The organism is Spirosoma migulaei (genome assembly GCF_054776855.1).
On sequence record NZ_BAAHBG010000048.1, the window covers coordinates 1 to 6,183 of the forward strand.

Below are 6,183 nucleotides of genomic sequence, written 5' to 3' on the forward strand. Positions count from 1 at the left end.
CGCTGGCAGCCAATACCGGTACGTTTACGGCCGTATTTAATGGCCTCACCTCCGATGGAGCTAGCCATACGGCGACCATCAGTCTACCTGGTTGCGGTACCACAACGGCCACGTTCACGGCTCCCGCATCCTGTTCGGTAACTCCAATCTGCTCCATGAGTGCAGTGGCAACGCCCGGACTCTGCCAAACAGCTACGAACACCTATTCCTCAACCGTTGTAGTGACGATACGCAATCCAGCAGCAGGTACTTTAACCATTATTGACGGTGCCCAGACGCTGACTTTCTCCACGACGGCTAACGCCCAAAACACCTTTACGGCGACCTTCAATGGATTGCTCTCCAATGCAACGACTCATACTGTAACGGCTTCGCTACCCGATTGCTCAACCACCATCACTACCTATACCGCACCAGCTTCGTGTTCGATAGTGCCAGTTTGTAGTCTGAGTGCCGTGGCCACTGTTGGGCTCTGTCAGCCAGCCACTAATACCTACTCTAATACAGTGGTTGTCACTGTCCAAAACCCATCAACTGGCATAATCACCATTGGAGACGGAGCCCTAACCCAGACCTTCTCCACGACGACCGCTGCCCGGAACACCTTTATCGTGGTTTTCCCTGGCTTGCTTTCTACCGGCACCAGTCATACCGTAACGGCTTCGCTGCCGGGTTGCTCGACCAACAACACTACCTATACCGCACCGGTGTCTTGCTCGACGACTCCGGTCTGTGCCCTCAGTCTGACGGCCAGTGGTGCCAACTGTAATCCGACAACGAACTATATGTGCTATCAGGTGCGATCACACTGACCAACAGCCCCATCAGTCAGACTCTTACCCTCACTGATGGCAGCTATGTTCGCTCCCTGACGGCGGCTGCGGGTACAACCACGATCAATTACAGCTATACCACCCTGCAAAGTGATGGAGCCATCCATACCGTAACATTGACCAGCAGCAGTTGCGGAACCGCGTCTACGACTTATACCGCTTCGGCTTCGTGTACCAGCGCACCCGCTTGTTCGGTGAGTGCAGTAGCCAGTGCAGGCAGTTGCGCCACGGCCACGAACACGTATTCCAGCACGGTACTGGTGACGCTGAGCAATCCCACGGCGGGTACAATGACGGTTGCCGATGGGGTCAATAGTATCACGTTTGTGGTGCCAGCCTCTGTTGGTACGGTTACTACCTCGGCGGTCTTCAATGGCTTACCTTCTGACGGACTGGGCCACATGGTGACTGTGAGTCTACCGGGTTGCAATACAGCTACAGCCACCTACACGGGCCCGGCATCCTGCACAGATGCAGCCTCGATTATTGCCTCTTCGGCTATAATCTGTGCCGGTAGTTCCGCTACCCTGACCGCTATTACGTGTGCGGGTACCGTAAGCTGGAACACCGGCGATACAGGCCCCACCCTGGTGACCCCGGCTCTCACGACCAACACCAGCTACACGGCCACCTGCACAACTGCCTCTTCAAGCGCTACCGCTGTGGGGACCGTGACGATCATGGTGCCCGCTGTTCTGAGTCTGCAAACCAGTAGCACCCTGGTAGCCGCAGGCACCCCCGTCAATCTGGTTGCGGTGGGCTGTACGGGCACCATTGCCTGGTCAACTGGCGAGAGAGTGCTCAGCATTGTGGTCACTCCCACCACTGGCACCAACGTCTACTCGGCCACCTGCATCACCGGCCCCTGTACAACCGCTACGTCTATCTCGATTCAGTCAACGACCGCCTGTACGGTGAGCCTGACCACCAGTAGTCTGCCTATCGGTACCGTTGGACAACCCTACAGCGCTACCATCACCGCCACCGGAGGAACTGCCCCCTACAGCTTCTCGATGGCCAGCGGCAGCCTGCCCGCCGGTATCACCCTCAACCCGACTACGGGTGTGCTTAGCGGAATACCCACCAACTCAGGCAGTTTCTCGACCAGCATCCGCATCACCGATAGCCAGAGTTGTTCGGCCATCCGACCATTGGCGGTGCTCCAGATCGAGCTGTCTCCAGTCTGCTCCCTGAGTGCGGTAGTCACCCCTGGCAACTGCGTCAGTGCCACCAATACCTATTCGGCCACCGCCGTGGTAACCCTGGCCAACCCAACAGCCGGTGTACTAACCATCACAAATGGTGCTCAGAGTTTTACCTTTGCCACCACGGCAACCAACTCGGGCATCTTCACGGCGACCTTTAGCGGCCTGCCCGCCGATGGGATCAGTCACACCGTAACGGCGTCGCTGCCTGGCTGTTCGACCACCAGCACCACGTATACGGCACCGGCGAGTTGTTCCGCAACACCGGTCTGTTCCATGAGTGCAACAATTGTCTCCAGTGTATGTAGTACGATTACACCTTCCATCACAGGCGGCACAACACCGTATAACTACAACTGGATTGGGCCGACCATGAACGTTACCGTTGCAGCGAAAGACGTAACTCATCCTTACTTTGGTGTTGGTTTTTCAGCAGGCTATGTTATCAATGGTGTACAGGGAAAAGAGCTAACGTTAGTGCGCGGGGTCAAGTACAGCTTTAATGTGAATTCGCCCGGTCATCCATTTGAATTTACGACTAGCCCCGTAGGCGGAGCCGCAAATGCTGGCGTCATAATTACAGCAGGCGTCACTAATGCTGGCGCAACGAGTGGTATACTTACCTTCACACCATCAGCCACAACGCCAGACCTAATTTATTACAATTGTAATTTACACGGTAATATGGGTTGGAAGGTGAATATAATAGACCAACAGCCTAATGGGGTCATTGCAAACGCGGCAAATGGTACCTATTCATTAACTGTAACCGATGCAGCCAACTGCTCTGCTACAACAGTGGCTACAGTTAACTGCCCTTGTAGTGTAAGCATCTCTTCTGTAACACCCAGCCAGTGCTCAGCAGCTACTAATACCTACTCAGCCACAGCTGTGGTTCGGTTATCAAACCCAACAGCAGGTGTGTTAACCATTACCAATGGTGCGCAGAGTTTGACTTTTGCTGCCACTGCGACCAATCCGGCCACCTTCACGGCCGTCTTCAACGGCTTGATCGCCGATGGGGTTAGCCATACCGTAACAGCTTCGCTGCCCGGTTGCTCGACCACCAACACCACCTATACGGCACCGGCGAGTTGTTCTGTAGCTCAGGTCTGTTCGGTCAGTGCGATAGCTACAGCCGGGGTCTGTGCATCTGCCACCAATACGTTTAGCACAACAGTAGTAGTCAACCTTAAAAACGTGACAACAGCGGGTACGTTGAGTATCACGGATGGACCAACAAGCATTACGTTTGCGACTACGGTTGCTAGCTCAGCCTCTTTCGCAGCCGTATTTACTGGATTGGTTTCTGACGGTAGTTCACACAACGTGACGGCTAGCTTGCCCGGTTGCTCAACTACTACAACTACGTATACAGCGCCTGGTTCCTGCACGCAACCTGTTGGCACTAAGCTGGTGCTGGATAAACTAGTTAATAAGTCCAAAGCCAAAATCGGGGATGTGCTCACTTACACCCTTGTTCTCACCAACAGTGGGACGACTCTGGCAACGAATGTGGTGGTTCAGGATTCAATGACAACGGGGCTACGTTATGTAGTAAGCTCAGCCACAGCTCCCGCAGGAACTACGTTTACCCAGGGCACACCGACCAGTACCTGGAAAGTAGCGACCCTCTCGGCCGGGCAAAGTGTGAGCATGACCTTGCAGGCTATTGCCGATAGTTCGGGCATTCTCTATAATAAAGCCACAATCCCCGGTGATACCGTAACCGTGTGTACCTCAGTACCCGTTATAGTCTGCTCAGGTGATACCTATCTTTTCCAGCTGACTGCACCGGCAGGTCGTTCCTCTTATCGTTGGTTCAATGGCTCGGTAGAAATTCCAGGACAAACTACCAATGTGCTGAATATAACTGCACCGGGCACCTATAGCCTGGCCGTCGATAACGTATCGGGGAACTGCCCCGACTTCAGTTGTTGCCCCTTCATCGTCGAAGAGGACACGCTGCCCACCTTCCAGGCACAGGCTGTGCCCGTTACCTGTACAGGTAACACACCCCAGGCCAATGGTAAGATCGTGCTGAGTACCTTCAAAACAGGCTACACCTACCAGTACTCGCTGGGAAGCAGTTTCAACGAAGCGGCTCCGCTGTCGGGCTCAGCCAAGGTGATTCCAGCAGGTGGAGTGATCGTGAGTAATTTGGCAAATCCCGTGGTGGCTCAGGCCTATACGATTCGGGTGTACAATGCCTCAGGTTGTTACACGGATGTGACGGTGATGCTCTTACCAAATCCGTGTGGTTGCCCAGAAGCAGTATGTGTACCGTTGGTAATCAAACAGACTAAAGGGGTTAGACGCCAGGGCCTGTAAATCGGTGGGTGTTAAAAACACCTACTACAACAAAAAGACCATCCGAAAGTAGTTTGCTGATGACTCAGCACTGCTTTCGGATGGTCTTTTTGTTAGTTCAACTAGACCTTTGATGAGTTATATTTTGAGCCTAATTGATGACTCAACTTTGTATGGCTCTGGGCTCAAACGATTGAACAAAGAACGTATAGATCTAAATAGAGTTGTTTTAGGCTTAATCAGGGCTCAATAAAAGTTACCGATACAATACAATAATTAACTAAAACTAGACAATAATAAATTTACATAAATCTATAATACGTATAATATACAAAATAAAACTTATCAATAATAATATGTAGTCATATATGGCACAGGCTTTGCTATGCAGTTTCTGATTTATGAACAAATCGACTTCTGTACTCAACTGCTCTGTCATATGCTCAAGTTATTACCTGACCCATTCACTTTCCTCTTAGTTTTCAGTACGTTTTGGTTTCGATTTAGATTGGTTAAATGCGGCTTTCCAGGCGCATTAGCCCTATTCCTACTTTTTGGTCAGGCAACCTCGGCACAATCTACTGATACTCAACTTTCCCTGGACAAGTTGGTCGACAAGAGCAAAGCAAAGATCGGGAATGTAATGACCTATACGGTAGTATTGACGAATACGGGTACTACCACCGCTACCAATGTTGTTGTCCGAGACTCAATGTCTACCGGGCTCAACTTTGTAACAGGTTCAGCTACGGTTCCAACAGGTACTACCTTAACACAAGGCACACCTATTCGTCTGTGGAAAGTAGCCTCTCTAGCCGTAAATCAGAGTGTAAGCCTTACCTATCAGGCGGCTGCCGATAGCTCAGGTATTCTTTACAATCAGGCAACCATACCAGGTGATACGGCTACTGTTTGTACGACTATACCCGTTATTTTTTGTGCGGGAGATACCTATCAGATTCGTTTAACAGCAGCTCCAGGCCGATCTTCCTATAAATGGTTCAGAAATGACATTGAGCTTACCAGTCAAACGACCAACATACTCGATATAACCGCACCAGGCACATACAGTCTGGCCGTTGATAATGTAACAGGAAAGTGCCCGGATTTTAGTTGCTGTCCTTTTATTGTTGAAGAAGATACCCTGCCTACCTTCGGAGCTATTGCCACTCCTGCAATGTGCCTAGGTACTGTACCTCAGGCAAATGGTCAGATTATCTTAAGCAACTTTCGTTCTGGTTACACCTATCAATACTCACTGGGCACTGATTTCAACCCGGCGGCTTCTCTATCTGGCGCGGCCAAGGCTATTCCAGCAGGGGGCATTATTGCAGCCAATCTGGCGAACCCAGTTACAGCTCAATCGTACACCGTCCGGGTTTACAATGCCTCGGGTTGTTACACCGATGTAACAGCAGTTCTGCTACCAACAACCTGCTGTCAAGTAAGTATAGTAGCCACTCCCGGACTCTGTACACCTCTTACCAACACCTACTCGACAACAGCTCTTATCACGTTGACCAATCCGACCGCAGGAACGTTGGCGATAACAGATGGTCCACAAAGCCTGACCTTTGCCACTACCGCAGGCAGCTCAACTACCTTCACGGCTACCCTTGATAATTTAATTTCAAACGGATCTAATCATACAGTCGTGGTTAGCTTACCCGGCTGCTCAACTGCTAGTACCACTTATACGGCTCCTACCTCCTGTTCCGCCGGCCCTAATTGTTCCATCAGCGCCGTAGCCACTGCTGGACTCTGTCAAACAGCGACCAATACCTACTCGTCCAACGTGGTGATCAGCCTGACCAATCCCACCACGGGGACACTAA

2 protein-coding genes and 1 pseudogene are annotated in these 6,183 nt (G+C 51.4%); all 3 read left to right on the plus strand.

Annotated features, from left to right (window positions below; translation table 11 throughout):
* A partial coding sequence (locus tag ACYVGO_RS38260; RefSeq protein WP_460974071.1) for a hypothetical protein occupies positions 1 to 812 on the plus strand: 812 nt, incomplete at its 5' end.
* Complete coding sequence (locus tag ACYVGO_RS38265) at positions 788 to 4,369, plus strand: putative Ig domain-containing protein (RefSeq protein WP_460974072.1); 3,582 nt, start codon at positions 788 to 790, stop codon at positions 4,367 to 4,369. The genes ACYVGO_RS38260 and ACYVGO_RS38265, both read left to right, overlap by 25 nt.
* Before the next feature lie 418 nt (positions 4,370 to 4,787).
* A pseudogene (locus tag ACYVGO_RS38270) lies at positions 4,788 to 6,183 on the plus strand (hypothetical protein); the annotation flags it as partial.